Genomic DNA, 24,745 nt, shown 5'->3' with positions numbered 1-24,745 from the left:
GTCTATTAGAAAGCAACCTGCCCTTGCTTCGCAAGTTATAACGAACGCCATTCGGCAATATCGTGAAAACGTTGACGCAGGCGCAGCACAATATCACCTGGTTTTCCATCGCCGACCGGGGTGTCGTCGATCTGAACGACTGGTGTAAGGATTGTCGTCGCAGATGTCACGAAGGCCTCGCGCGCTGTTTTCGCCTCATCGATCGTGAACTGCCTCTCCTCGAACCGAAGCCCTTCTATGGCGATCAGATCGAGCAATGTGGTACGCGTCACGCCGCGCAGGATACCGTGCTCGGCATGGCGCGTGACCAGGGCGTCGCCGACGATGATCCAGGCATTGCTGGATCCTCCTTCGGTGACGAAGCCGTCGCGGTCGACGAACCAGGCTTCGCGGGCGCCCGCGGTCTTGGCTGCCATCTTCGCCAGCACATTGGGCAAGAGCCCGATCGTCTTGATGTCGACCCGCGCCCAGCGATTCTCAGGCACCGAGACGATACGGATGCCGGCTTGGGCAACTGCCTCCCCGATTGCCGGATCGACCGAGCGGGCGATCACGACGAGCGTCGGGGCGACCGCATCCGGGTCCGGGAATGTGAACTCCCGTTTTGCCGCGCCGCGCGTCACCTGGAGATAGACCAAACCGTTTCGAACCCGGTTCCGGCGGAGCGTCTCGCCCATTACCAATCGAAGCGCGGCATCGGCCATCGGAAACGAGATCGACAGCTCCTTCAGCGACCGTCGCATCCGGGCGAGATGCCGGCTCTCGTCGATGATCCGTCCATTGCGGACTTCACAGACCTCATAGACGCCGTCGGCGAACTGAAAGCCGCGATCCTCCACGTGCACGCTGGCGTCGCGATAGGGCACATAGCGGCCATTGACGTAGACGACGCGGCTCAAGGATTGGCTCCGAATGGGCGGTGCAGGACGATGGTGGCTGTCGGGCGCTAGCTGATTTCCAGCGCCTTGAGCTTGCGGTGCAGAGCCGAACGCTCCATGCCAATGAACTCCGCCGTGCGCGAGATATTGCCGCCGAAACGGCTGATCTGTGCCAGCAGATATTGCCGTTCGAACACCTCGCGCGCCTCGCGAAGCGCCATGCCCATCAACTGTTCTCCGCCCGCACCGCTGGGAGTCGGCGGCACCATGGCCCCGACTTCAGACGGCAGCATGCTGGCGGTGATGACCGCTTCCGGGTCGCCGCCCGCCAGGATCAACAGACGTTCGATATTGTTGCGGAGCTGGCGAACATTGCCCGGCCAGTCGTGCGACTGCAGCACGGCAAGCGCATCCTCGCCGATGGCGCGTTTCGGCAGACCGCTCTGCCCGGCAATCTGGTCGAGGAAGTACTCGATCGTCTCCGGAATGTCCTCGCGGCGCTCGGCCAACCCCGGCACGCGGATCGGAACGACCGCAAGACGATGGAAGAGGTCTTCCCGAAAGCGGCCGGCGGAGATCTCACTCGGAAGGTCGCGGCCGGTCGAGGCGATGATGCGGACATCGACGCTAACGCGGTTTGAGCCGCCGACGCGGGTGAAGTTCTGATCGACGAGAACACGCAGGATCTTGCTCTGCGTCTCGCGCGGCATCTCCGCCACTTCGTCGATGAACAGCGTCCCGCCATGCGCCTCCTCAAGCGCGCCGACCTGCCGCTGACGGCCATTGCCGTCGGATTCAACACCGAACAACGCGACTTCCATGTTCTCCGGCGTGATGGCGGCCGCGTTGACCGCGACGAACGGGCCGTTCGAACGCTGCGACTGGGCATGCAGCGACCGGGCGACCAGTTCCTTGCCGCAGCCGGGCGCACCGGTGATCAGCACGCGGCTATTGGTCGGCGCGACACGTTCGATCGTGGCGCGCAACTGGTTCATCACGCTCGAACGGCCGATCAGTCCCGACGGGTGGTTCGACTGCTGCCGGAGTTCGCGCAGCTCACGCTTCATCCGCGAGGCTTCGAGCGCGCGGCTGGCGACCAGCACAAGCCGGTCGGCCTTGAACGGCTTCTCGATGAAGTCGTAGGCGCCCTTCTTGATTGCGGCGACGGCGGTTTCGATGTTGCCATGACCTGAAATCATCACGACGGGAACATCGGGATTGTGCTGCTTGATCACGTCGAGGATCTGCATGCCGTCGAGCTTCGAGCCCTGCAGCCAGATGTCCAGGAAGATCAGATGCGGTCGCCGTTCTTCGACGGCGGCGATCGCGAGGTCGCTGTTGCGTGCGGTGCGGGTCTTGTACCCTTCGTCCTGAAGGATGCCCGCGACAAGGTCGCGGATGTCCGCTTCGTCGTCGACGATAAGAATGTCGGCGCTCATGCCTCAATACCTGCTTCAAGGTTGGAGTCGACCACCGGGTTCGGCGGCGCGGAAGGAAACCAGAGGCTTACGCGGGCGCCCCGCCCGCCAGTTGCGACGGATGGTGCATCGTTCAGATCGATGCCGCCTCCGTGCTCCTCCAGTATTTTGGTCACTATCGCGAGACCCAAACCGGTCCCCTTCTCGCGCGTCGTCATGTACGGCTCCAGAAGCCGGCTGCGATTTTCAGCCGGCAGACCGACACCGTTGTCGGTCACGTCGATAATGATCTTGCCTCCGCTCTCGTGCACGTCGACGGAGATGCGGCCCTCACCGCGCTCCTCCTCCGGCACCGCGGCGATGGATTCCGCCGCGTTCTTCACGATGTTCTGCACGGCCTGCGACATCAGCCGCCGGTCGAACAACCCCATAACGCGCGTACCCGGCGCGTTGAGGTCAATGGTAATCTCAGGATTTCCGACGCGCATCATCAGAACGACCTGACGAACGCTCTCGGTGATGTCGTCCGGCTCGATGACCGGCTTCGGCATGCGTGCGAACGACGAGAACTCGTCGACCATGCGTTTGATGTCGTCAACCTGCCGGACGATCGTATCGGTGCACTGGTCGAAGACCTCCCGATCCTCGGTGATGTGTTTTCCGTATTTGCGACGGATTCGCTCCGCTGAAAGCTGGATCGGCGTTAGCGGGTTCTTGATCTCGTGGGCGATGCGGCGCGCGACGTCAGCCCAGGCCGAGGTCCGCTGCGCCGCGACAAGTTCGGAGATATCGTCGAGCGTCACGACATAACCGTGTTCTGGATCGGCCGTCTGCTCGCTGGTGATGCGGGCATTCACCGTCCGTTCCTTGCCGGCGCGCACCAGCATGATCGTGCCGTGCACCAGCCGCGAACGCCCTTGGAGTGCCTCATTGAACAGTTCCGAGAACTCGGGAGCCGCCTCATTGATCGGCCGATGCAGAAGCTCCGCCTCGGCGCTGCCGAGAATGAGTTCGGCCGCGCGATTGACCAGCGTTATCCGGCCGTCGCCGGTAATGCCCATCACGCCGGCGGTGACGCTCGACAGCACGGCCTCGGTGAAGCGGCGGCGCTCGTCGATCTGCTCACTGGCTTCCAGCAATGCGTTCCGCTGTGTGCGAAGCTGCGCCGTCATCCGGTTGAACGTGCCCGGCAGGCCGCCAAGCTCGCCTTCCTTCTTTCCGGTCGGCACCTGGACGTACAGATTGCCGTTGGAGACCTGCTCCGCCGCCGCAATGAGACGGCTGATCGGCGAGACGAGGCGGTTCGCAAAGGCAAGACCCAGCCAGATCGCCGCCAATAGCAGCGTCAGGCCGACAACGAAATACATCAGGCCGAACGCGACCTGCACACCGAAGCGCCGCTGCTCGAGCGCGACATATTCCGCGGCGGCAGCCTCGGTCATCCGGAGATATTGCGTCGCCTTCGGATCGACGGCGCGCACCGCGAAAAGCCAGAGGTCGTCGTAGCCCGCCAGTTTGAAGACGGCGCCCATGAGGCTCTGGCTGCCTGGCGACAGGATCGCCGGCTCCGTCTCGGTCGCCTGATCGAATGCGCTCGCGGGCGGCATGGGCACCGGCCGGCCGCCGTCGTTCGCCGCGCGCTCCACGACGGTGAGGTCGCGCTTCAGAATATAGGTTGCCTGCATGCCACGAATGGTCGACTGGACCGTGACGAGGTCCTTGAACCGTTCGCGCTCATTGTCATAGAGCGGCCGGGCACGGTTGAGGTCGTTAGCCATCGCGAGGATTTCGCCGCGGATCGTACGCGCCTGCTCCTGCAGGTAGGCGCGGGACACAACGAGAGCGTTATCGACGATGCTGCGCGCGCGGGTCGAGAACCACTGGTCGAGGCCGCGATCGAGCGTGATCACCGCAACCGCCGCCAGGATCAGCGCGGGCGTGATGGCGACGATGCCGAACAGTAACACCACCTGCTGGTGGAGCTGCGCGCCGGCATATTTCCGGCGGCGGGCAAGGATCAGTGCCCTCGCCTGCCAACCGATGATTCCAAGCATCACCAGACCGCAGGCGATGTTCACGCAGAGCGTGGTGACGACGATCGCATGCGTCGGTGTGACTGGGGTAAGACCGGCGAGAACGAGGAAGGTCGCGAGGGTCGACAGTAGCGTCAAGACAAGCGCGACGGCGCCGAAACGGCTTGGACCCGGCGTAGGGTCGCGAACCGCGTCGGGATCGTCCGAGCGCACTGCTACAGCGTCAACTGTCAAAGTCCTACCCTAGATGGAACCCCCGGATATCACACTTCCAGGGTGATGCAACGGCGTGACACTGTTGTCCAAATGCGACAACTTCTGGGCACGCCAGTCACATTTTATGAGTGATCAACGACCGTTTCGAATGACCCGGAGGTCAAGGTCGCGAATTTTCTTGCGAAGCGTATTCCGGTTCAACCCGAGCAGCTCCGCCGCGCGAATCTGATTGCCGCGGGTGGCGACCAAAGCAGCCCCGAGAAGCGGCTGCTCGATCTCGCGAAGCACCCGGTGATAGAGACCCGGAGGAGGCAGAGCATCGCCAAACTCCGCGAAATAGGATGACAGGAACCGCTCGACCGCCGCGCCCATCTGGTCTGGAACCGCGGGCTCGTCGGATGCAGGCGCAATCGCGGGCTCCGACAGCTCGACATCGACGATGTTCGCCGTGATGACGTCCTGCGGATAGAGCGCAGCGAGACGCCGGATCAGGTTTTCCAGCTCGCGCACATTGCCCGGCCAGCGATAACGCTTCATCCGGTCGAGTGCGCCGACATCGATCTGCTTGTGCGGCAATCCTTCGCGCTCGGCCATGGCGAAGAAGTGGCGGACGAGGTCAGGCACGTCCTCGGCCCGCTCCCGCAGCGGCGGCAGGCGGATCGGCACCACGTTCAGACGGAAGAACAGATCCTCGCGGAAAAGACCCTGCTGGATCAGGATCTTGAGGTCCTTGTTCGTCGCGGCGACGATGCGAACATTGGTCTTGATCGGCGTGCGGCCGCCGACCGTCGTATATTCGCCCTGCTGGAGGACGCGAAGCAGACGCGTCTGCGCCTCCATCGGCATGTCGCCGATTTCGTCGAGGAACAGCGTGCCACCCTCGGCCTGCTCGAAGCGGCCGGTCGAGCGCGCCTGAGCGCCGGTGAAGGCGCCTTTCTCGTGCCCGAACAGTTCGGATTCGATCAGGTCGCGCGGGATCGCCGCCATGTTGATGGCGACGAACGGGCCCGCACGACGCTTGCCGTAATCATGCAGCGCACGGGCGACGAGTTCCTTGCCCGTGCCGGACTCGCCGTTGATCATGACCGTCAGGTCGGTCTGCATCAGGCGCGCGAGGACACGGTAGATGTCCTGCATCGCCGCCGAACGGCCGACGAGCGGAATGTTCTCCGCCTCTTCCGGACCCGCATCGTTCGCCGCCGCCTTCGGCTCGACGAGAGCGCGGCCAACGATAGCGATCAGTTCCTTCAGGTCGAACGGCTTCGGCAGATATTCGTACGCGCCGCGCTCCGACGCGCGGATGGCGGTCATGAACGTGTTCTGCGCGCTCATCACGATGATCGGCAGATCCGGCCGAAAGCGCTTGATACGAGGCAACAGATCGAACGCGTTCTCATCCGGCATCACCACGTCGGTGATGACGAGGTCGCCCTCACCCTGCGTCACCCAGCGCCAGAGCGTCGCCGCATTGCCCGCGGTGCGGACCTCATAGCCGGCACGCGAAAGCGCCTGGTTCAGAACCGTGCGGATCGCGGCATCGTCGTCGGCGACCAGAATGCTGCCCTGCGCCATGGCTCAGATCTCCGCTTCCGACGGACGGCCGCCGGCAAAGATAGGCATCAGGATCCGGAACGTCGTGCGACGCGGCTGCGACTGGCATTCGACGATGCCACCATGGTCGCCGATGATCTTGGCGACCAGCGCAAGCCCGAGACCCGAGCCCGTGGGCTTCGTGGTGACGAACGGGTCGAACAGATGTGGCAAGAGATCCTCCTGAACGCCCGGCCCATTGTCGCGGACGCAGATTTCGAGCGGAAGGCTGACACGCGTCTGGCTGCCCGGCACGCTGAGGCGCACACCGGGACGGAAGGCGGTGGTCAGCTGGATTTCGGCATCGTTGGACGAGCCGGCTGCCTCGGCGGCGTTCTTAACGAGATTGAGGAAGACCTGGATCAACTGGTCCCGGTTCGCCAGCACCGGCGGCAGCGATGGGTCGTAGTCTTCGACGATCCTGATATTGCGGGCGAAACCCGACTGGGCCAGCCGGCGTACATGTTCCAGCACGACATGGATATTGACCGCCTCGCGCTCGACAGGCCGCTCGTCGGAGAAAATCTCCATGCGGTCGACGAGCTTCACGATACGATCGGTCTCATCACAGATCAGGCGGGTCAACGCGCGATCGTTGTCGTCCGCCGATTGTTCGAGAAGCTGGGCCGCGCCACGGATACCCGACAGCGGATTCTTGATCTCGTGCGCCAGCATCGCGGCCAGAGCCGTGACCGAACGGGCAGCGCCGCGATGGGTCAGTTGCCGGTTCATCTTGTCGGCGATGGTCCGCTCCTGAAGCATCACCACGACATGGCCCGGACGTTCGCTGTGCGCGCCGATATGGATATCGACCACGCGGGAGCCGCCGATGCGCGGCGTACCGAGATCGACCCGATATTCGTTGACCGGCGCGCCACGTGTGCGGACCTGTTCGACCTGCACCAGAACCGGCGAGCCGAACGGAACCAGATCGGCCAACGGCTGGCGGCGCAGCAGCGCCGAACTCATGCGGAAGAAGGTCTCGGCGGCGGCGTTGGCGCCGGTCAGCCTGCCCTTCTCATCGACCGAAATCACAGGGTTGGGCAGCGCGTTGAGAACGGCATCGGCTTCGCTGAACCCGACTTGCTGCATGAGCTCTTCGGCCAGCGCGCTCACGCTGCAGCCCTCCAGGCAAGGCTGTCATAGGCGGAAGCGAGCGCCATCTGCGCCTCTTCAGGTGTTGGTGCGGTCATCACGGCCATGCGGATATCCTGCGTGATCTCGATGCCGGACGTCCGGCTTGCCTCGTCGAGATACCAGCCGAGATGCTTGCGGGCATGACGCGTGCCGACCTCCCTGCCGTAAAGCATGAGAAGCCCGTCGTAGTGCTCGCGTGCGATCGCGTGCTGTTGCACGAGATCGGGCTCGCCGGAGCGCTCGCCGTTTTCGAGGAACCGCGCCACCTGGCCCGGGAACCAGGGACGGCCCTGTGCTCCACGGCCGATCATCACGGCGTCCGCTCCGGATTCATTGAGCATAGCCGGGGCATCGTCGAATTCGGTCAGGTCGCCATTGGCGACGACGGGGATCGAGACGGCATCCTTTACGGCACGAATGGCGGCCCAATCGGCCGTGCCCGTATACATTTGCTGCCGCGTGCGACCGTGAATGGTGATCAGGCGAATGCCGGCAGCTTCGGCGCGGCGCGCAAGCTCCGGCGCGACGATCGACTCCGTGTCCCAACCCAGCCGCGTTTTCAGGGTCACCGGCACCGAGACAGCATCGACCGTGGCTTCGATCAATGTCAGCGCATGATCGAGGTTCTTGAGCAGCGCAGAACCTGAATGACCGCCTGTGACCTTCTTCACCGGGCAGCCCATATTGATGTCGATCAGTTGCGCGCCGGATCCCTCGGCCACGCGAGCGGCCTCTGCCATCCACTTTGCCTCACGGCCGGCAAGCTGGACGGAATGCACGTTCATACCGTCTCCCTCGGCGCGAAGCCGCGCCTCCTCGTCACCCGTCGCGAGTTCGGCCGACGCCACCATTTCGGACACCGCGAGCCCCGCACCGAGGCGAACCGCAATACGGCGGAACACGATATCGGTGACGCCCGACATCGGAGCGAGTATGACCTGGTTATCGATCGAGAGCGGCCCAATCCGAAGACTGGCCGGCCCGGCATTCGCTGTACTGTCCAATTTTTAGGCGCTCTCTGTCGTTGCCCATTACCTAAGCAGAAGCTGCTCCGCCGGGCAAGTCACGAAACGCAGGCGAGACATTCTGCGGCGGCTTCGCTAGAAGCTGCGGTTTCGTCCGGAGGAATGTTTGTCCCATAGTTATCCACAGGCCGGCAAGACGCCTCGGGTCGCCGCGGTGATTGTCGCGGCCGGTCGCGGAACGCGCGCCGCCGGAGCGGGGGGACCCGCCAAGCAATACCGCCCCGTCGCTGGCCGCACCGTTTTGGCGCGTACCCTCGACGCCTTCACCTCTCATCCCCGGGTGGATTGCGTATTGACCGTTATCCACAGGGACGACCGCGATCTCTACGACGAGTCGGCCGCCGGATTCGTAGGCAGTCTGCTCGACCCGGTTTTCGGTGGAGCGACACGTCAGGAGTCGGTTCGCATCGGTCTCGAGGCGCTTGCCGGCGAAACCCCCGACATCGTCCTCATCCATGACGCCGCGCGCCCCTTCGTTGCCGCCGACCTCATCGACCGCGCTATCGAAGCAGCGGAAGGAGGCGCGGCAGTGCCGTGTACCCCGGTGACCGACACCGTCTCGGTCGTCGACAACGACATTCGTGGCGAGACACTGGACCGCTCGAAGCTGCGTGCCGTGCAGACGCCGCAGAGTTTTCGCTACGCCGATATCCACGCCGCCCACCAGCGCGCCGCGAGCGAAGGCCGCGACGATTTCACTGATGACGGCGCCGTCGCCTCCTTCGCGGGGCTGGATGTGACCGTCTTTCCTGGAGACGCACTCAATATGAAGCTGACCACGCCCGAGGATTTCCGTCACGCTGAAGCGCGCCTCCTCGCCTCGCTGCCCGACATACGGACCGGCACCGGCTTCGACGTCCACGAATTCTGTGACGGCGACCACGTCTGGCTGGGCGGCGTGAAGATCCCGCACGATCGCGGCGTGCTCGGCCATTCCGACGCTGACGTCGCTCTTCACGCGCTGACCGACGCGATCTTCGGTGCGATCGGCGAAGGCGATATCGGCCAGCACTTCCCGCCGTCCGACCCGCAATGGAAGGGCGCGGCTTCGGTGACCTTCCTGGCCTTCGCCGCCGGCAAGGTGAAGGAGCGCGGCGGCATCATCGCCAATGTCGACATCGCCGTCCTCAGCGAGGCGCCGAAGGTCGGCCCGCATCGCGCGACGATCAAGAAGGTGATCGCCGAGACGCTCGGCATCACCGAGGACCGCGTCGGCATCAAGGCGACGACCATGGAAGGCCGAGGCTTCATCGGCCGCCGCGAGGGTCTCTGCGCCGTCGCGACGGCGACCGTCCGGCTGCCGGTCTGATCGTGTCCGACGACCTCGACATCACCCGCCTGGACCGGGCGCTGATCGAGGCCGCCGCTGCGGTGCTGAGGCTCGGCGATGAGCGCGGACTGACGGTCGTGACCGCCGAATCCTGTACCGGGGGACTCGTCGCGGCGGCCCTGACGGACATCGCCGGTTCGTCATCGGTCGTCGAGGGCGGCTTCGTCACCTATTCGAACGAGGCGAAGTGCAAGTCACTGGGCGTTCCGAACGACATGCTGGAAGCGCACGGCGCTGTCAGCGAGCCTGTCGCCCGCGCAATGGCCGAGGGAGCGCTTCGCGCTTCGGTAAGCGCGGATCTGGCGGTCGCCATCACCGGCATCGCCGGTCCAGGGGGTGCGACTCCCGGCAAGCCGGTTGGCCTCGTCCACTTTGCCGCTGCTCGTCGTGACGGCCCGGTGATCCATCGCGAGAAGCGCTATGGCGATATCGGCCGTGCTCTGGTCCGTCGAAACTCGGCGATGGAGGCACTCGCCCTCCTGATCGAAATCGCCGACGCCCGTTAGTTCGTGACGGGAGCCTGCTGGCCATTTCTCCAGCGGCGGATGAGCGCGCCGAGAATGTCGGAATAATCGTCCGTCCAGGCTGCCACCTGCGTCGGCTGCAGCCTCTCCCAGAGATCGAGCGAGGGTAGAGCGCCGAAGGCTTCCTCGTTGCGGGCCAGCACGACAACCAGTGAACGCGCAGCCATGTTCAACGTCTCTTCATCGGTCAGCACGTCCTGCTTCCACCAGCCGACGAGACCGAGGTCATCTGCGATAGCTCCGACGACCGGCAGCAGATCCAGATGCCGGTTGGAAATGTGGAGCACAAGTACGCCGCGCGGCGTCAGGCGATCGAAATAGAGCTCGACCGCCTCGCGCGTCAGCAGATGGATTGGGATGGCGTCCGACGAGAAGGCGTCGATCAGAAGAAGTTCATGCTTCGTGTCGTCGTCCTGCAGCGTAATGCGCGCATCGCCCAGAAGGATTTTCGAGTTCGGAGCACAGGCCGGGATGAACCGGAACAGACCGCTGTCCTTGGCGATACGGACGATGTCGGCGTCTATCTCATAGAAGCGCCAATCCTCCCCCTCCTCGCGGTAGCAGGACAACGAGCCGGCACCGAGGCCGACGATGCCGACCGGCGAGAGCTTGAAGCCGTCGTTCGCATCGCGCACCGAACGGATCGCTTCCGCCATGGGACCGCCGAGGTAGTAGTAGGTCAACGGCTCCGGCCAACCGGATCCCGGCTGGCCCTTGTCGAGTCCGATCGCGCCATGAAGGGTGGTGCCGTTGTAGAGCAGCCGGAAACTGCCGTCGCGGAAGTCCACGGCCTTGTGAACGCCGAAAAAGCTCCGGGTCAGCAGCACCTGGTCCGGGTGCGATGACAACAGCCCGCCCACGAGCAGCGCCGTTGCGAACACGGCGACGGAGACGAGCGGAGCGAACCAGACGATGGCGAGTGCGAAGCCGATCACGAGAAAGACGACAATATCCCAGCGGGTCGAATAATCGACCGGGATCGAGATATCGAAGGACCACGCGAATTGCGCCGCGACCAGCGCAAGAACCGCAATCGCAAGGGCCACGCGTAACTGCTTGCGCCCGATCTTCTTGGGCGAAACGAACAGCCCGAATGCCATCACCAGCAGCAGCGGATATTCGAGGATCGTCGGGAAAATGTAAGGCGCGACCAGTCCCGTGAACGCGCCGCCGAGCACGCCGCCGAAAGACATGCAGAGATAGAATTCGGTCAGTCGCGAGGCCGGTGGACGTGCTGCGTACAGCTTCGTATGCGCGGTCAGCGCGACGACGAAGAACGTCACCAGGTGCAGCGCCAGCGTCCATTCCATAGGCAGGAAGCGGGCCTGCCAGTCGCAGGCGACTATGGCAACGAGGACCGGCATTGCGACGGCAAGGAACCTCGCCGGGACCAGCGGCCGGTCACGGAAGACGACGACAAATGTCAGCAGGAACAGCGCGAGCGGAACCACCCAGAGAAATGGTGCGGCCGCGATGTCGGTGGAAATATGCGCCGTCACCGCGACGAGCAGCGCTGACGGGATGAAGGCGAGCAATATCCATTGCAGGCGCCGAGCCATGGTGATCGGTACATCGGCTAACACAGAGACCTGGGGCAAGGTCGCGGAGCGACCGCTCGACCACATCCCCAAGGCTGCAATCAAAAGACCAGCGGTAGCATAGCCGACGGACCAGAGGAGCGATTGCGTCCCCAACCGTAGCCAGGGTTCCATCACCAGCGGATAGCCGATCAATGCGATGAAGCTGCCGAGATTGGACGCGCCGTAGAGGAAGTAGGGATCGCGAGAGCCCTCCTCGCCCGTCCGGGCGAACCACGCCTGCAAGAGCGGGGCATTGGCTGACAACGCGAAGAACGGCATTCCAACCGAAATGCCGAACAGGCCCAGCAGCCAGAACATCTGGCCACTGGCGGGCGGATGTCCCCAGCCCGAGGCGAGCGCGAGCGGCAGAAATACGGCGCCCAGGGCCAGCACCACGATGTGGATGAGCACCCCTGCCCTCGCGCCAGCGAAGCGGATCAGGAGATGGGCATAGGCGTAGCCCGCGAGCAGGACGCCCTGGAAGAAGACGAGGGCAACCGACCAGACGCCGGGAGCGCCACCGAGGCGCGGCAGCACCATCTTGGCGAACATGGGCTGAACGGCGAACAGCAGCGTGGCGGACAGAAAGAGAGCGCCGCCGAATACAAACAGGGCTCCGCGCCCCCTCGCCGACTCAGCGGTCGACGCTTCCGCAACGCTCATTACGCCTCCCAGGGAGGCGTCTTGTTCCTTATCCGCCTCTCGATGGCTGCGGAGCCTCTGTCAAATGAGCGGGCTTGTAAACATGGTTCGCGCGAGCCTCGAAGGCCTCGGCGAACCGCCTGAATGCACGCTCGAAAACCGCGCCCGCGACCATCGCGAAGGTCCGGCTCTTCATCTCCCAGGCGATGAAGAAATCGACCTCGCTGGCAGTCTCGTCGATGGGTTTGAAAGACCACCGGTTCATCAGGGATCGGAACGGACCCGTAACATATTCGACCCTGATCGTCAGATCGGCCGGGTTCATCGTGACCCGGCTCGTGAAGGTATCCCGGATCAACGAATAGGCGACCGTCATATCGGCGATGATCACCGTCTTGCCGTCGCGCTGCTCGCGCTTCCGGACCCGCAGGCTCTCGCAGAGCGGTACGAAGTGCGGATAGTTCTCGACGTCCCCGACAAGATCGTACATCTGCTGCGCCGAATGATGGACGCGCTTGGTCGTATGGTGCTGCGGCATAAAGCTATTCGACCGTCGCGCGGGCGGCGCGGGCCGCTTTCAGGCGGGCGAAATCCTCGCCGGCGTGGTGGGACGAGCGGGTCAACGGGCTGGCCGAGACCATCAGGAAGCCTTTGCTGAGCGCGACCGTCTCGAAGCCCTTGAACTCCGCCGGCTCGACGAAGCGGGCAACCGCATGATGCTTGCGGGTCGGCTGGAGATACTGGCCGATGGTCAGGAAATCCACGTCGGCCGAGCGGAGGTCGTCCATCAGTTGCAGCACCTCGTTCCGCTCCTCGCCGAGGCCGACCATGATGCCGGACTTGGTGAACATGGTCGGATCGAGTTCCTTCACCCGCTGCAGCAGCCGCATCGAATGGAAGTAGCGCGCGCCCGGACGGACCGTCAGGTAGAGCGACGGCACTGTTTCGAGGTTGTGATTGAAGACGTCGGGCTTGGCTTCGACCACCACTTCGAGCGCGCCGGGCTTGCGCAGGAAATCCGGGGTCAGGACCTCGATCGTCGTCTGCGGGCTAACCTCGCGAATGGCGCGGATGACATTGGCGAAATGCTGCGCCCCGCCATCATCGAGATCGTCGCGGTCGACCGAGGTGATGACGACATGGTGCAGCGAGAGCTTGGCGACGGCATCCGCCACGCGGCGCGGTTCGTCGGCGTCGACGCCCGGCGTCGGCAGGCCGGTGCGGACATTGCAGAAGGCGCAGGCTCGCGTGCAGGTGTCGCCCAGGATCATGAAGGTCGCGTGCTTCTTCGACCAGCACTCGCCGATATTGGGGCAGCCGGCCTCCTCGCACACGGTGACGAGCTTGTTCTCGCGGACGATGTCCTGCGTCTCGCGATAGACCGGTGAACCCGGCGCGCGCACACGAATCCAGTCCGGCTTCTTCAGAACCTCGGTGTCGGGCCGGTGCGCCTTTTCGGGATGGCGCAATGCGGGCCGCGGATTCTTGGTGAGATCGAGAACGACGGTCATCCGGTTCCTGACATGGTGACGCGGACAGATACTATAGGACGGTTGCGTCGTCACAAAATGCGAAGGCGCAACCCTGTCATCACCAAGTAACGAGGCTTATTCCGCCGCGATTTTCTTCATCGCATAGGTATGCTCGGGCGCCGGGAAGCTGCGCGCCCGCACTTCCGAGGCGTAACCCTCGATCGCGCCGCGGATATGGTCGCGGAGCGAGCCGTATTTCTTGACGAATTTCGGCACGCGCTCGGTCAACCCAAGCATGTCCTCCATGACCAGGATCTGGCCGTCGCAGGCGGCGGACGCACCGATGCCGATGGTCGGAGCCTTGGTGATCTCGGTGATCTTCTTGCCGAGCGGCTCCGCGACGCCCTCGACCACGATCGAGAACGCGCCGGCCTCGTCGACCGCTCGGGCATCGGCGAGGATCGGCTCCCAGTCCTTCTCGTCGCGGCCCTGGGCCTTGAAGCCGCCAAGCGTCAGCACCGACTGAGGCGTCAGCCCGATATGGGCCATTACCGGCACGCCGCGATCAGTCAGGAAGCGGATCGTTTCGGCCATGCGGACACCGCCCTCCAGCTTCACCGCTCCGGCGCCGGTCTCCTTCAGCACGCGAGTGCAGGACTTGAAGGCCTCCGCCGGGCTCGCCTCATAGCTGCCGAACGGCATGTCGACGACGACGAGAGCCCGTTTCGAGCCGCGGACGACCGCCTGGCCCTGCAGGATCATCATTTCGAGCGTGACGGGCACGGTCGTCTCGAGACCGTGCATCACCATGCCGAGCGAATCGCCCACGAGGAGCAGCTCGACGAGATCGTCGGCCACCGACGCGGTATGCGCGTGATAGGCCGTCAGGGTGACGATCGGCTCGCCGCCCTTGCGAGCGCGGATTTCGGGAGCGGTGATACGACGGATAGTGGCTTGAACCGACATCGGAACCTCTCTGCCCGAAGGCAAATGCCCTGGCATTTCGTTCAGGCGATCATCACATCGTACCTGCCAACGAAATGTGCAAGCGCCCTGCACTTTGCGCTTCCTGCAAACGTGCTACACTTTCGTCAACTAAACGCGTTGGATGCTTGTGCGCGCCGAAAGGTTGTGTCGCATCCCGAAGGATATGCGGTTGACCAATCGTGCCCCGCATCAGATGGCGGCTGGGCAGGTGCCTGACGCCATGCCCGCGCCTGCGCCCAGGATGAATGGCGGCTGGTCGGATCGCTCGACCGACCGCCGTCACAATCTTTACGCGGCGCTCGACCTCGGCACCAATAATTGCCGCCTCCTGATCGCCCGGCCGATCTGGGACGGCTTTCGTGTAGTCGATGCGTTTTCGCGCATCGTCCGCCTCGGGGAAGGCCTCGGCGGCTCCGGTCGCCTCTCGTCGGAGGCCATCAGCCGCGCCGTGGATGCACTCAAGATCTGCCGCGACAAGATCCAGGCGCGCGGCGTCCATCGCGCTCGCCTGATCGCGACCGAGGCCTGCCGTAGCGCGGAGAACGGCGAGGAATTCAGCACCCTGGTCCGCGAGGAGACCGGCCTCGACCTCGAAATCATCGACCGGGCCACCGAAGCGCGCCTTGCCGCGGTTGGCTGCTCTCCCCTCGCCGATCCGAGCTCGGATGGCGTGATTTTGTTCGATATTGGCGGCGGCTCTTCCGAGCTCGTCTGGATCGAGCGCCAGCATAACGGCTTCTCATCGGCTCCGAAGATTCGCTCCTGGATTTCGCTTCCGGTTGGAGTCGTGAATCTCGCCGAGCGGCATGGCGGCATGGCCGTCACCGACGAGGTGTTCGAGGACATGGTCCGCGACGTCGAACCGATGCTCGAGGCTTTCCCGCAGAAAGCCGAACTCACCAAGGCCTGCAGCCGGCTTCACATGCTTGGCACATCCGGGACCGTTACTACGCTTGCCGGCGTCCATATGGACCTGCCGCGTTATGACCGCCGCCGCGTGGATGGCTTTTGGCTCACCGACATGCAGATCAACGATGTGGTCGGCCGCCTGAAGGCAATGTCTTATGAGGAGCGCGTGGCGAATCCGTGCATCGGCCGCGAGCGCGCCGACCTCGTGCTCGCCGGCTGCGCCATCCTCGAAGCCTTCCGCCGCGCCTTCCCCTGCGCCCGCCTCCGCGTCGCCGATCGGGGTTTGCGCGAGGGCATCCTGATCGAGCTGATGCAGGCCGACGGCGTATGGCGCCGTTCTTCAAGGGCAAGCGCGTGACGGCAAAACGAAGCGGCGGCGCTGGCGGCACCAGCGGGCGCGATCTGTCGAAGCGGCTCAAGACCGCCCGTGGCCGCACCACATCCCAGCAGCTATGGCTCCAGCGCCAGATCAACGACCCCTATGTCGCCCGCGCCAAGCGCGAGGGCTATCGGTCGCGCGCTGCATACAAGCTGATCGAGATCGATCAGCAGCATCACCTGCTGAAACCCGGCGACCGGATCGTCGATCTCGGCGCGGCGCCCGGCGGATGGAGCCAGTTCGCCGCCGAGAAGGTCGGCCCCAGAGGCAAGATCGTCGCGATCGACATTCTCGACATGCCGACAATCACCGGCGTGGAGTTCGCGCAGATCGATTTCCTTGATCCCAGCGCACCCGACGTTCTCAAGGAAATGCTCGGCGGTCAGGCCGACGTCGTCCTGTCTGACATGGCGGCGAACACAACGGGCCATCGGCAGACCGACAAGCTTCGGACGCTCGGCCTCGTCGAGATAGCCATGGATTTTGCCCGCGAGGTTCTCTCACCAGGCGGGAAGTTCCTCGCGAAGGTGCTTCAGGGCGGCACAGAGGGTGAGCTATTGGCGCAGTTGAAGCGCGACTATCAGACCGTCAAGCACGTCAAGCCGCCGGCGAGCCGCCAGGGCTCGTCGGAGCTTTATGTCCTGGCTACAGGCTTTCGCGGAACGAACTAGGCGCGTCGCGTCCCGGTACGGCGGTCGTCGTGGCCGCGGCCAACGAACTTCTTGGCGATCCAGACTAGGAAGGCGGCTTTGATAAGTCGTCTGATCATCGGTTGATCCTCCTCGAGGGATCAACCGGCACTGCCCGGCATGGTTCCTCAGCCGCGCTCGCGTGCCTCGATGATGGGATCATCGGCGATGAGCTCGTCGCCCTCCTCCGACACCGTCTTGCGACGATGGCCCGACACCTCCGCGCCCGCGTTGGGCTTTAGCCGGGCGAACGCGAAGACCGACAGCGCGGAGACCACCGCGACCACGATGAAGGCCGGCGTGAAATCGCTGATGATCAGCGTGTGATCGCCGCGCAGCTTCAGCGACGTCTCGAGCGTCAGCGCCGCGATCGAGACGCCCACGGACAATGACACCTGCTGCGCCACGCTCGTCATGCTGGTCGCGCGGCTCATCTGCAGCTGTGAGACGTCGGAATAGCCGAGCGCGTTGACGCTGGTGAATTGCAGCGAGCGGAAGAAACCGCCGGCCAGGAGCACTGCCAGGACAATCGCACCGGGCGTCGCGGTCGTGAAGAAAATCGGGGCCGCGACAAACAGCGACGCGATGATCGCGTTCGTCACCATGACCGTGCGGAAACCCAATGTCCGCAAGATCGGCGGCGCGGCGAACTTCATCGCCATGGCGCCCAGAGAAGCGGCGAAGGTCAGCATGCCGGACTGGAATGGCGTCATGCCGAAACCGAGCTGGAACAGCAGCGGCAGAAGGAACGGAATCGCGCCGATGCCGATCCGGAACAGCGATCCGCCGGTGATGCTGATCCGGAAGGTAGGAATGCGGAACAACGACAGATCGAGGATCGGATTCGGTACCCGGCGAGCATAGAAGACGTAAGTAGTCAGCAAGGTCGCGCCGCAGAGGAGCAGCAGGACGACCAGCGGAATCGGCAGGATGTTCAGGCCGATCGCGGTCGAGCCGGTGACGAAGCTCGCCATGCCGATGCCGGACAGGATGAAGCCGATCGTATCGAACCGCGTCTGCTCTTCGCCGCGCACATTCGGGATGAACATGGTCGCGAGGATCAGGCCCAGCACGCCGATCGGCAGGTTGATCCAGAATATCCAGCGCCAGTGGAAATAGGTCGTGATGAAACCGCCGAGCGGCGGGCCGACGACGGGTCCGATCAGCGCCGGAATGGTCAGCCATGCCAGCGAACCGACGAGCTCGCTCTTTGGCACGGTGCGGAGGATGACCAGACGCCCCACGGGCACCATCATCGCCCCACCCATTCCCTGGACGATGCGCGCCGCGATGATCTCGCCCATCGTGCTCGACAGCCCGCAGAAGATCGAGCCCAGCATGAATACGGCGATCGCGAGCCGGAACACCGACCGCGCGCCGAAGCGGTCGGCCATCCAGCCGGAGGCTGGGATGAAGACCGCAAGGCTCAGGAGATATGAGGTCAGCGCCAGCTTCAGCCGGATCGGGTCGGCCCCGATATCCCGTGCGATCGCGGGCAATGCCGTCGCGAGAACCGTCGAATCGAGGTTCTCCATGAACAATGCGCAGGCGACGATGAGGGGAACCAGTACGCGCGGCGGGAGCATGGGCGGCTAGTTAGTGCAAAGCTGCATCGCAGCAAAGCCAAAGCGCGCTTTGCCCCCACCCGACCTTCGTGCTAAGCACCCGCGCCAACTCCCAAGAGCGAAGACGAGGCGCGACCGCGCATCCGTCCCGCTCATCCGAACGCTAGGAACGTTGGCATGGCTCGCCTCATCGAATCGGCATTTGGCCGCGAAGCCCTCACTTTCGACGACGTATTGCTTCGTCCAGGCCTGTCCGAGGTCCTGCCGAGCGAAGCCGATCTCCGGTCGCGCGTCACCCGTACGATCTCCGTCAATATCCCGATCATGTCCTCGGCGATGGACACGGTGACCGAAGCCCGCCTCGCCATCGCAATGGCGCAGGCCGGCGGCCTTGGCGTCATCCATCGCAACCTCTCTGTCGAAGAGCAGGCTGCCCAGGTCCGCGCGGTCAAGAAGTTCGAGAGCGGCATGGTGGTGAACCCGGTCACCATCTATCCGGACCAGACGCTGAGCGAAGCCTTCGAGCTGATGAAGCGCTACTCGATCTCGGGCATTCCGGTGGTTGAGCGTGGTCCGAACGGCCGTTCCGGCAAGCTCGTCGGCATTCTTACCAACCGCGATGTTCGCTTCGCCACGAACCCCGCACAGCCAGTTGCCGAGTTGATGACCAAGGACCGGCTGATCACGGTCAAGCAGGGCGTGGTCGATCAGGCCGAGGCCAAGCGCCTCCTCCATCAATACAGGATCGAAAAGCTCCTCGTCGTCGACGACGACGGACGCTGCACCGGCCTCATCACCGTGAAGGACATCGAGCGCGCGGTCTCGAATCCGCTCGCCAACAAAGACGAACAAGGCCGCCTCCGCGTCGCTGCCGCCTCTACCGTCGGCGATTCCGGCTTCGCCCGCTCCGAACAGCTGATCGACGCCGGCGTCGACCTGCTCGTCATCGATACGGCGCACGGCCATTCGGCCCACGTCCTGAAGGCGGTCGACCGGGTGAAGAAGCTCTCGAACAGCGTTCAGGTCATGGCCGGCAACGTCGCCACGGCTGGCGCCACCAAGGCGCTGATCGAGGCCGGCGCGGACGCGATCAAGGTCGGCATCGGCCCGGGCTCGATCTGCACCACCCGCATCGTCGCCGGCGTCGGCGTTCCGCAGCTGACGGCGGTGATGGATTCCGCCGACGAGGCCCGGAAGCACGACGTCCCGGTCGTTGCCGACGGCGGCATCAAGTTCTCGGGCGACCTCGCAAAAGCGCTCGCGGCAGGCGCCGACGTCGCGATGGTCGGCTCGCTCCTTGCGGGCACCGAGGAAAGCCCCGGCGAGACGTTCATCTATCAGGGCCGCTCCTACAAAGCCTATCGCGGCATGGGCTCGGTCGGCGCGATGGCCCAGGGCTCGGCCGACCGTTACTTCCAGCAGGACATCAAGGACTCGCTGAAGCTCGTGCCGGAAGGCATCGAGGGCCAGGTTCCTTACAAGGGCCCCCTCGGCGCGGTCCTTCACCAGCTGGCCGGCGGCCTCCGCGCCGCGATGGGCTATGTCGGTGCCAAGGACCTGACGGAGCTGAAGGAAAAGGCGGAATTCGTCCGCATCACCGGAGCTGGTCTGCGCGAAAGCCACGTCCACGACGTCAGCATCACCCGCGAAAGCCCCAATTACCCGACACGGGTCTGACCCATGTCCATACAATCCGTCCTGCTCCCGGTCTTTGCTCAGGCAGCCCTGACCTTTTGTCTGCTGTTCTGGATGGCTCGGGAACGGGCGCGGGCCGTGCGGGCCGGCCAATTCGACATGGCGGCCTATATGGACGAGGGCCGCGGCTGGCCGAAGCGCGCGACCTTGATCAACAATTGCTACAAGAACCAGTTCGAACTGCCGGTCCTTTTCTTCGCGCTGGTTCCGCTCGAACTCCTGACCCATCAGGCAGGCCTGTTCTTCGTCGCCCTCGCTTGGGTCTTCGTCGCGACCCGCATCCTGCATGCCTGGTTTTACGTGCAAGGAAACCTGCGCATGCGCGCCGCGTTCTTCGCAGTCGGCGTGATGATATTGTTCCTCGCTTGGCTGATCTTCGCGCTGAACATCCTGTTCGCCTCGCTCTAGATGAACGCCGACGACCTCCTCCTTCTGCTGGCGCGCGTGCTCGCGGGGGGCGCATTCATTGTCATCGGCATCCGTATCCTTCGAGGCTTGCCACTGGTCGCGGATTTGCTCAAAAGCAAGCGCATTCCGCTTCCCAAGCTGGTCGCCCAGTGCGGTGCGATCATCGAGATCGTCCTCGGCGCATTGGCCATTTCCGGCTTCTGGCTGTTTGAGGTTGCGATCGCCATGGCCGCATTCGTAATCGTGGCGACTTTGATGGTGCATGACATCTGGAACACCCGAGGTCCGCAGCGGGAGAAGGAGTTGAACGTCATCCTCTCGAACACGATCATCGTCGGCGGCCTGCTCGCAATCGCGGCGTCCGCGCGATGAGGCCCGGAGCCCATGCCGCGGCGGCCATCGAGGTTCTGGCCGATCTCGAAGCGCGCCGCCGACCTGTTGCGGACGCCCTGAAGGATTGGGGCCTGTCGCATCGCTTCGCCGGATCGAAGGATCGGGCCTCGATCGCAAGCCTCGTCTACGACGCTCTGCGCCGCCGCTCATCGATCGTCTGGCGCCTCGGAGCCGAAACGCCTCGCGCGCTCGTGCTCGGCGCGCTGGCGTTCACGCGCGGCCTGGATGCAGACAAAGTCGCCGCTTTGTTTGCAGACAGTCCGCACGCTCCCGACGCTTTGTCCGCATCAGAAATACAAGCATTATCAAATAGTAAGATCGACGATGCCCCAGAATGGGTTCGCGGCGACTATCCAGAATGGCTCGACGAGAAGTTCGCCCGCGTTTTCGGCGCTGAAAGGGCTTTCGAGGGCGAGGCACTGGCCGAGCGCGCGCCACTCGATCTCCGGGTCAACGCCCTGAAAGGTGACCGTGCGGAAGCGCTCAAAGAGCTTTCGCATCTTCATGCCGCTCCCACACCGCTGTCACCCGTCGGTATCCGCATTCCACTCCTCGCCGACGGGCGCGGCCCCCCGGTCCAGTCCGAACCGGCCTTTCTCCATGGCCTCGTTGAGGTCCAGGACGAGGGTTCGCAGATAGCCGCTCTTGTTGCCGGCGCGGCTCCGGGAGAACAGGTGATCGATCTCTGCGCTGGCGGCGGCGGCAAGACGCTCGCGCTCTCGGCCGGCATGGCGAACAAGGGCCAGATCTTCGCTTATGACCGCGACATCCGCCGTCTCGCCCCGCTCCACGAGCGAGCCCAGCGCGCCGGCGTCCGCAATCTCCAGATCCGCTCGCCGCGCGGCAAGGAAGACGTGCTCGGCGATCTCTCGGGGCACGCCGACATGGTCCTCGTCGATGCCCCCTGCACCGGCACCGGCACCTGGCGCCGCAATCCCGACGCCAAATGGCGTCTTCGCCCGAACGCACTCGAAGCCCGCATGGCCGAGCAGGACGCCGTGCTCGATCAGGCCGCCCCATTGGTGAAAGCCGGTGGCCGGCTCGTCTACATCACCTGCTCGCTGCTCGCGGACGAAAACACGGATCGCCTCGCGGCATTTCGTGAGCGCCATCCCGGCTTCGTGCCGAGCGACATGCATGAAGCCATGGGTCAAGCCGGCCTTGCCGCCTGCGAGAGCCACGCCGCGAAAGACGGCAACAGCCTGCTCCTGACGCCGCGCCGCAGCGGCACGGACGGCTTTTTCGTCGCGATCCTGAAACGTCAGTCCTGAGTGGTCGCGCCCGGCGGCGTCCAGTCCGCCGTTTGCTGGGGCGTGAACTCGGCCTGCCAGCGGCCGGACGCTGATTTCGCTGGGGCCGGGCCGCTCAGCATCGAGACATAGTCCGCGCGCGGCACGACCTGCCCGCCCAAAGTCTCGACCCAGGCCGACATGTTCTGATGGTCGACGGTGGTGAAGCCCCATTCGCTGAGGTGATGATAGAGGCTGACGATGCCGATCTTCGAGGCGTTGTCGGCGATGTGGAACATCGACATCGCGCCGAACACCGGGCCGAGCGCCACCCCGAACAGGCCACCGACGAGCGCGCCTTCCGCATTCCAGACCTCGACCGAATGGGCATGGCCCTTGTCGAAGAGACGCGAATAGAGATGCAGCGTACCCGGCCGAAGCCAGGTCAGATGAGGCCTGCCCGGGCGCCGGGCAGCGCAGCCAAGAAGCACGTCGTCGAACGCGCGGTCGAGGCTGACGGTCAGATCCGTGCCGCGCAAGGTGCGGCGGAAGCGTTTAGCGATATGAACGTCCGACAGGGACATGACCGCGCGCTTCGGCGGCGACCACCATTTCAGCGGGCCGATATGCGAGTGCGGGTAGAAACCCGCGCGCATCCCATCCAGGACGACCTCGGGTGACTCGTCGCGCACGCGGCCGCCATAGCCCGGCGGACGGTCGTTGACGCGGCCGATCTGCGGAGCGGCGGGAGCGCTTGTCAGGAAATCGGCGACGCTCGCCAGCGCCAGCGGCAGCGCCTCGCCGATGCGAACCGGCTTCAGCGTATAGGCGAGTCCGAGCACCTGCCGCTCGAGCCATTGCCGCGGAGTCTCGGCGAAGCGGGCGCGTCGGTCTTCCCGGCGGCCCGCCGAAATCGCAGCTGCGGAAGTGTCCGTCAGCGACTGCATTGCGGCATCCTTACAATCTACTGACCTCAGACATCACGGAAATCCAATAAAATGCGGTAAACACACCGAGGGAAACTTGCGGCGACGACTGAAGCCATTGCGAAGCGGACGGCTTTGCCTTAACCCCTCGCCATGTCCGCATCTCCTTCCCACGACCGCATTCTCATCATCGATTTCGGCTCGCAGGTGACGCAGCTCATCGCGCGCCGCGTCCGCGAACAGGGCGTTTATTGCGAGGTCGTTCCCTCGCAAAAAGCCGCGGAAGTCTTCCGGTCCTTCCAGCCCAAGGGCGTCATTCTCTCCGGCGGCCCGGCCTCCGTGACCGAGCTCGACACTCCCCGCGCCCCGCAGGAAGTGTTCGACGCCGACATCCCCGTTCTGGGCATCTGCTACGGCGAACAGGCCATGGTCGCCCAACTCGGCGGTGAGGTCGAAGGTGGCCATCACCGCGAGTTCGGCCGCGCCGAGGTCGAGGTCGTCGCCCACAGCCATCTCTTCGACGGCGTCTGGCAGAGCGGCCACAAATATCCCGTCTGGATGAGCCACGGCGACCGCGTCACCTCCCTGCCCCAGGGCTTCAAGGTCATCGCCGTCTCCCAGGGCGCGCCGTTCGCCGCGATCGCCGACGAGGCCCGCCGCTATTACGCCGTGCAGTTCCATCCGGAAGTTGTCCACACGCCGGACGGGGAGCGCCTGATCCGCAATTTCGTCCGTCAGATCGTCGGCGCCGACGGTGACTGGACCATGGCGACCTATCGCGAGGAGGCGATCGCCAAGATCCGCGCCCAGGTCGGCAACGGCCGGGTCATCTGCGGCCTGTCGGGCGGCGTCGACTCGTCGGTTGCGGCCCTCCTGATCCACGAGGCGATCGGCGACCAGCTCACCTGCGTATTCGTAGACCACGGCCTGCTCCGCAAGGACGAGGCCGAACAGGTCGTGAGCCTGTTCCGCAACCATTACAACATCCCGCTTGTCCACGCCGACGCGTCCGACCTCTTCCTCGGCGCGCTCGAAGGCGTCACCGACCCGGAGCAGAAGCGTAAGACGATCGGCAAGCTCTTCATCGAAGTCTTCGAGGCCGAGGCGAAGAAGATCGGCGGCGCCGATTTCCTCGCGCAGGGAACGCTCTATCCGGACGTCATCGAAAGCGTGTCGTTCCACGGCGGCCCGTCGGTCACCATCAAATCCCACCACAATGTCGGCGGCCTGCCCGAGCGTATGGACATGAAGCTCGTCGAGCCTTTACGCGAACTGTTCAAGGACGAAGTCCGCGCGCTCGGCCGCGAGCTCGGCCTGCCGGAAGCCTTCGTCGGCCGCCATCCCTTCCCCGGCCCCGGCCTTGCAATTCGCATTCCCGGCGAGATCACCCGCGAGAAGATCGGCATTTTGCAACAGGCCGACGCAATCTACCTCGACGAAATCCGGAAAGCCGGCCTCTACGACGTCATCTGGCAGGCCTTCGCTGTGCTTCTGCCGGTCCGTACCGTGGGCGTCATGGGAGATGGACGTACATACGATCACGTATTGGCACTGCGTGCCGTGACTTCGGTCGACGGCATGACCGCCGACTTCTACCCCTTCGACATGAACTTCCTCGGCCGTGCTGCCACTCGGATCATCAACGAGGTCCGTGGCATCAACCGTGTGGTCTACGACGTCACGTCGAAGCCGCCCGGCACGATCGAGTGGGAGTAATGGC

At 64.4% G+C, this 24,745-nt stretch carries 21 protein-coding genes; 9 read left to right on the top strand and 12 right to left on the bottom strand.

Going from position 1 to position 24,745, the window contains the following annotated elements:
• Nucleotides 1-35: 35 nt before the first annotated feature.
• The 6 genes from ACFPFW_RS10685 to dusB form a co-directional block, all read right to left on the bottom strand.
• Entirely contained in the window at nucleotides 36-899 is an 864-nt protein-coding gene (locus ACFPFW_RS10685; RefSeq protein WP_114955631.1) for a D-amino-acid transaminase, read from the bottom strand.
• 47 nt (nucleotides 900-946) lie between these two features.
• Nucleotides 947-2,317 (bottom strand): nitrogen assimilation response regulator NtrX, encoded by a 1,371-nt coding sequence (gene ntrX, locus ACFPFW_RS10680; protein WP_114955632.1) that lies wholly within the window; start codon nucleotides 2,315-2,317, stop codon nucleotides 947-949.
• Nucleotides 2,314-4,563, bottom strand: coding sequence for a sensor histidine kinase NtrY-like (locus tag ACFPFW_RS10675; protein ID WP_379770636.1), 2,250 nt, complete (start codon nucleotides 4,561-4,563; stop codon nucleotides 2,314-2,316). Before ACFPFW_RS10675 ends, ntrX begins: the two co-directional genes overlap by 4 nt.
• A 114-nt stretch (nucleotides 4,564-4,677) precedes the next feature.
• Nucleotides 4,678-6,117 (bottom strand): nitrogen regulation protein NR(I), encoded by a 1,440-nt coding sequence (gene ntrC, locus ACFPFW_RS10670; RefSeq protein WP_114955633.1) that lies wholly within the window; start codon nucleotides 6,115-6,117, stop codon nucleotides 4,678-4,680.
• 3 nt (nucleotides 6,118-6,120) lie between these two features.
• Entirely contained in the window at nucleotides 6,121-7,227 is a 1,107-nt protein-coding gene (locus ACFPFW_RS10665; RefSeq protein WP_114955923.1) for a two-component system sensor histidine kinase NtrB, read from the bottom strand.
• Nucleotides 7,228-7,247: 20 nt separating this feature from the next.
• Nucleotides 7,248-8,276 (bottom strand): tRNA dihydrouridine synthase DusB, encoded by a 1,029-nt coding sequence (gene dusB / locus ACFPFW_RS10660; RefSeq protein ID WP_379770632.1) that lies wholly within the window; start codon nucleotides 8,274-8,276, stop codon nucleotides 7,248-7,250.
• Nucleotides 8,277-8,403: 127 nt separating this feature from the next.
• On the opposite strand from dusB, the gene ACFPFW_RS10655 reads away from it, so the two are divergent.
• Entirely contained in the window at nucleotides 8,404-9,606 is a 1,203-nt protein-coding gene (locus tag ACFPFW_RS10655) for a bifunctional 2-C-methyl-D-erythritol 4-phosphate cytidylyltransferase/2-C-methyl-D-erythritol 2,4-cyclodiphosphate synthase (protein WP_114955635.1), read from the top strand.
• A 2-nt stretch (nucleotides 9,607-9,608) separates the two neighbouring features.
• Nucleotides 9,609-10,133, top strand: coding sequence for a CinA family protein (locus ACFPFW_RS10650; RefSeq protein ID WP_379770629.1), 525 nt, complete (start codon nucleotides 9,609-9,611; stop codon nucleotides 10,131-10,133).
• Here the strand turns inward: ACFPFW_RS10650 and ACFPFW_RS10645 are convergent.
• The 4 genes from ACFPFW_RS10645 to panB form a co-directional block, all read right to left on the bottom strand.
• Nucleotides 10,130-12,394, bottom strand: coding sequence for a fused MFS/spermidine synthase (locus ACFPFW_RS10645; protein WP_114955636.1), 2,265 nt, complete (start codon nucleotides 12,392-12,394; stop codon nucleotides 10,130-10,132). The two genes, ACFPFW_RS10650 and ACFPFW_RS10645, sit on opposite strands and share 4 nt — an antisense overlap.
• Nucleotides 12,395-12,422: 28 nt before the next feature.
• On the bottom strand, nucleotides 12,423-12,911 hold the full coding sequence (locus ACFPFW_RS10640; RefSeq protein ID WP_114955637.1) for a type II toxin-antitoxin system RatA family toxin: 489 nt from the start codon (nucleotides 12,909-12,911) through the stop codon (nucleotides 12,423-12,425).
• Nucleotides 12,912-12,915: 4 nt separating this feature from the next.
• Complete coding sequence (gene lipA, locus ACFPFW_RS10635) at nucleotides 12,916-13,884, bottom strand: lipoyl synthase (protein ID WP_114955638.1); 969 nt, start codon at nucleotides 13,882-13,884, stop codon at nucleotides 12,916-12,918.
• A gap of 96 nt (nucleotides 13,885-13,980) precedes the next feature.
• Nucleotides 13,981-14,811: a 3-methyl-2-oxobutanoate hydroxymethyltransferase gene (panB, locus tag ACFPFW_RS10630; protein WP_114955639.1), complete on the bottom strand. Its 831-nt coding sequence runs from the start codon at nucleotides 14,809-14,811 to the stop codon at nucleotides 13,981-13,983.
• 184 nt (nucleotides 14,812-14,995) lie between these two features.
• Between panB and ACFPFW_RS10625 the strand changes: the two genes are divergently transcribed.
• Nucleotides 14,996-16,099: a Ppx/GppA phosphatase family protein gene (locus tag ACFPFW_RS10625; protein WP_379770624.1), complete on the top strand. Its 1,104-nt coding sequence runs from the start codon at nucleotides 14,996-14,998 to the stop codon at nucleotides 16,097-16,099.
• Nucleotides 16,069-16,791 (top strand): RlmE family RNA methyltransferase, encoded by a 723-nt coding sequence (locus ACFPFW_RS10620; RefSeq protein ID WP_114955641.1) that lies wholly within the window; start codon nucleotides 16,069-16,071, stop codon nucleotides 16,789-16,791. The genes ACFPFW_RS10625 and ACFPFW_RS10620 overlap by 31 nt, the downstream gene beginning before the upstream one ends.
• A gap of 146 nt (nucleotides 16,792-16,937) precedes the next feature.
• On the opposite strand, the gene ACFPFW_RS10615 is transcribed toward ACFPFW_RS10620, so the two are convergent.
• Nucleotides 16,938-18,395, bottom strand: coding sequence for an MFS transporter (locus tag ACFPFW_RS10615; RefSeq protein ID WP_114955642.1), 1,458 nt, complete (start codon nucleotides 18,393-18,395; stop codon nucleotides 16,938-16,940).
• 156 nt (nucleotides 18,396-18,551) lie between these two features.
• On the opposite strand from ACFPFW_RS10615, the gene guaB reads away from it, so the two are divergent.
• Genes guaB through ACFPFW_RS10595 form a run of 4 tightly spaced genes read left to right on the top strand, consistent with a single transcriptional unit; the run spans nucleotide 18,552 to nucleotide 22,141 of the window.
• Entirely contained in the window at nucleotides 18,552-20,051 is a 1,500-nt protein-coding gene (guaB, locus tag ACFPFW_RS10610; protein WP_114955643.1) for an IMP dehydrogenase, read from the top strand.
• A gap of 3 nt (nucleotides 20,052-20,054) precedes the next feature.
• Nucleotides 20,055-20,477: an MAPEG family protein gene (locus ACFPFW_RS10605; RefSeq protein WP_114955644.1), complete on the top strand. Its 423-nt coding sequence runs from the start codon at nucleotides 20,055-20,057 to the stop codon at nucleotides 20,475-20,477.
• Nucleotides 20,478-20,849 (top strand): DoxX family protein, encoded by a 372-nt coding sequence (locus tag ACFPFW_RS10600; RefSeq protein WP_114955645.1) that lies wholly within the window; start codon nucleotides 20,478-20,480, stop codon nucleotides 20,847-20,849.
• The gene (locus ACFPFW_RS10595) at nucleotides 20,846-22,141 is read left to right on the top strand and encodes an RsmB/NOP family class I SAM-dependent RNA methyltransferase (protein WP_114955646.1); all 1,296 of its coding nucleotides are present in this window, start codon (nucleotides 20,846-20,848) and stop codon (nucleotides 22,139-22,141) included. The genes ACFPFW_RS10600 and ACFPFW_RS10595 overlap by 4 nt, the downstream gene beginning before the upstream one ends.
• On the opposite strand, the gene ACFPFW_RS10590 is transcribed toward ACFPFW_RS10595, so the two are convergent.
• On the bottom strand, nucleotides 22,132-23,046 hold the full coding sequence (locus ACFPFW_RS10590; protein ID WP_114955647.1) for a leucyl/phenylalanyl-tRNA--protein transferase: 915 nt from the start codon (nucleotides 23,044-23,046) through the stop codon (nucleotides 22,132-22,134). The two genes, ACFPFW_RS10595 and ACFPFW_RS10590, sit on opposite strands and share 10 nt — an antisense overlap.
• Before the next feature lie 132 nt (nucleotides 23,047-23,178).
• On the opposite strand from ACFPFW_RS10590, the gene guaA reads away from it, so the two are divergent.
• On the top strand, nucleotides 23,179-24,741 hold the full coding sequence (gene guaA / locus ACFPFW_RS10585; RefSeq protein WP_114955648.1) for a glutamine-hydrolyzing GMP synthase: 1,563 nt from the start codon (nucleotides 23,179-23,181) through the stop codon (nucleotides 24,739-24,741).
• The last annotated feature ends 4 nt before the right edge of the window (nucleotides 24,742-24,745 follow it).

The sequence above is a fragment of the Flaviflagellibacter deserti genome, assembly GCF_042652085.1.
Taxonomy (GTDB): Bacteria; Pseudomonadota; Alphaproteobacteria; order Rhizobiales; family Methylopilaceae; genus Flaviflagellibacter; species Flaviflagellibacter deserti.
Note: the sequence above shows the minus strand (reverse complement) of the source record. Positions and strands in the feature narration are given on the sequence as shown.